The following is a 2554-nucleotide window of genomic DNA, read 5'->3' as shown; positions in this document are numbered from 1 at the left end:
TCACCTCGATCCACATCGAGGAGCACGAGGTCGACGCCCGCGACACCAAGCTCGGCCCGGAAGAGATCACCTGCGCTCGACCAGGTCGGCCCGCGACACCCGGGTGTCGGCGGCGTCCGCCGGCACCTCGGCCTCCGAGCCGACCGCCACCAGCGACGGGCGCCGGTGCGACAACGTGTCGTCCCCGCGCTCCTGCGCCTCGAGCTGCTCGCGGATGACGCGCAGCGGGAGGTACTGGTCCCGCTGCGCGGTCAGGACGAAACGCAGCCGCGCCACGTCGTTCCACGAGTACTTGCGGTAGCCGGAGGCGGTGCGCTGCGGGTCCACCAGCCCCTCCGCCTCCAGGAACCGGAGCTTGGAGATCGTGGTGTCCGGGAACTCGGTGCGCAGCTGGGCCAGCACCTCCCCGATGCTCATCAGCGCAGCGTCACGTTGACCCTGGGCCCGAGACCCGGGGTCGTGCGCGGCCGCCCCCGACGGGTTCACGCCCCGCTTCCCTCGCCCTCCGGCCGGGGACCGGCGATGAAGACCAGCCGGAACTTGCCGATCTGGACCTCGTCCCCGTTGCTCAGGGTGGCCGACTCGACCCGCTCACGGTTGACGTAGGTGCCGTTGAGCGAACCCACGTCGCGCACCGTGAAGGTGCCCCCGTCGCGGTGGAACTCGGCGTGCCGGCGCGAGACCGTCACGTCGTCGAGGAAGATGTCGCTGTCGGGGTGGCGGCCACTCGTGGTCACGTCATGGTCCAGCAGGAACCGCGCACCCGCGTTGGGGCCGCGGCGCACGACCAGCAGCGCCATCCCCGGGGGCAGCGAACCGGACATCCGGCTCGGTACCACGTCGGTCTCGGGGCCCTCGAGCACCTCGTCGAGCGCACCGAGGTTCAGCGTGGACGTGACGTCGAGCGGGGGGAACTCGTCGTCTGGGCGCGTCATCGGACCACCTCACGGATCTGTTTCGGTCGCCGCCCGACGACACGGGGTGAGCGAGCCGGACCCGGGTCCGGAGCGCAGCGCCCCCCGCCGCTGCCCGGAGGTCCGGACGGCACGACTATCGGTATGAGAAAGGAATTGCAGATTTCTCCATGTGCCCCGCGAGCCTAGTCAGCGCCGAAATGGCGGGCAACCAGACGCGCGGGCGATCAGCTGTCGGTCAGCGCCTTGTAGGCGTCGGCGTCCAGCAGCCCGGCGAGTGCCGCCGGGTCGTCCGGGGCGATCTCCACGAGCCAGCCGGCCGCGTACGGCTCGGCGTTGATCAGCTCCGGCTCGTCGGCGAGACTGCCGTTGCGGGCCACCACAGTGCCGGCGATCGGCGCGTAGATCTCCGAGACGCTCTTCGTCGACTCGATCTCGCCGAGCTGGTCGCCGGCCTGCACAGCCGTACCCTCGTCGGGCAGCTGCACGAAGACGATGTCGCCGAGCGCGTCCTGCGCGAAGTGGGTGATGCCCACCCGCACGGGCGCGGTGCCGTCACCGGACACCCACTCGTGCTCGGCCGTGTACCGCAGGTCCTCAGGAATCACGCATTCCTCCGTTGACAAGCGCGCCCGCTCACGAGACCGGACGCGCGTACTGCAGGCTGGTGGGCTGACGCACCGCGGACACCTCGACCGCCGTGCGTTGCTCCATGGTCACGTTACCGCCGGCCTGGCTCACCGAAGCGACCACCCCACCGGGGATCTGCAACGCCGTCTGCATCGTCGACGGCACGCCGATCACCCACAGCGTGTACGGGCCGCTGAGCTGCTTGCCGTCGACGATCACCTGACCGCCGTCACCATCGACAAAATAGGACGAGGCCACGACCCGTACGGCGACACCGTTGTCCCCGATGATCTCCATCACCTCACCGCCGGCGCCGCGCAGCTCCTGTACGGCGTTCAGAATGGCGGAAGCCTTGATCGGCTGGCCCTTGGGGTCGATGGAAATCTTCAACCCGGGCCCGCGCGCGGGCAGCGTGCCGGAGAGAAGGCCGAGCTCGTCGGCCCGCTTCCCGGCCTCAGCGAGCGCGGCCTGCCGCCCGGCGACCCCGGAGGTCAGCTGCCGCTGGCTCTCCTCCAGGGCGTTGATCTCCTGCTGCAGACGCTGGTCACGCGCCTCGAGGTCACTGAGGATGCCGACCAGGTCCTCCTGGCGCGCGGTGGCCAGGCCGGCGTCCTGGTCGTTGCTGCGCAGCTGCACGGCCAGGGTGAAGCCGAGCAGGGCGAGCAACAACCAGATCAGCGCGCCGGCCGACGACAGCCGCCGCCCGGCAGAGGGCTTCTCCTTTTCCGGTACGGCGGGAGCGCCCGTCACCGGTTCGGGTGAGTCCTCCGGAGTGCCGCCGTGGGAGTCGTCCCGCGACTTCTGGTCGTCGGCGGCCGCCGCGGCACGCGCCATGCTTTCCTGCCACCGCCCGGGCGTGTCGCGCTCGGCGCTGCCGGTTGCCGACACGCTTCCGCCGGGATGGTCGGAGGCGTCGTCGGCGGGCCAGGACGGACGGTCCGACCAGCGGTCCCGCGTTTCCGTCGCCGGGGCTCGGGAGGCGGTCGGCGCACGGCCTTCGTCGCCGTCGG

Annotated in this window: 3 protein-coding genes and 1 pseudogene; all 4 read right to left on the bottom strand. The window is 71.1% G+C overall.

What is annotated here, in order from left to right:
• Positions 1–105: 105 nt before the first annotated feature.
• Positions 106–417, bottom strand: a pseudogene (locus AB0C29_RS43080) (MerR family transcriptional regulator); the annotation flags it as partial.
• A 65-nt stretch (positions 418–482) separates the two neighbouring features.
• Positions 483–935, bottom strand: a complete 453-nt coding sequence (locus AB0C29_RS43075; RefSeq protein ID WP_023362861.1) for an FHA domain-containing protein — start codon at positions 933–935, stop codon at positions 483–485.
• Positions 936–1141: 206 nt separating this feature from the next.
• On the bottom strand, positions 1142–1522 hold the full coding sequence (gene gcvH / locus AB0C29_RS43070) for a glycine cleavage system protein GcvH (protein ID WP_360552260.1): 381 nt from the start codon (positions 1520–1522) through the stop codon (positions 1142–1144).
• Between the two features lie 28 nt (positions 1523–1550).
• Complete coding sequence (locus tag AB0C29_RS43065; RefSeq protein WP_360833386.1) at positions 1551–2378, bottom strand: DUF881 domain-containing protein; 828 nt, start codon at positions 2376–2378, stop codon at positions 1551–1553.
• Between the last annotated feature and the right edge of the window lie 176 nt (positions 2379–2554).

The organism is Actinoplanes sp. NPDC048791 (assembly GCF_040650095.1).
Lineage (GTDB): Bacteria > Actinomycetota > Actinomycetes > Mycobacteriales > Micromonosporaceae > Actinoplanes.
The sequence above is the reverse complement of the archived record's forward strand: the minus strand, read 5'-3'. Positions and strand labels throughout refer to the sequence as shown.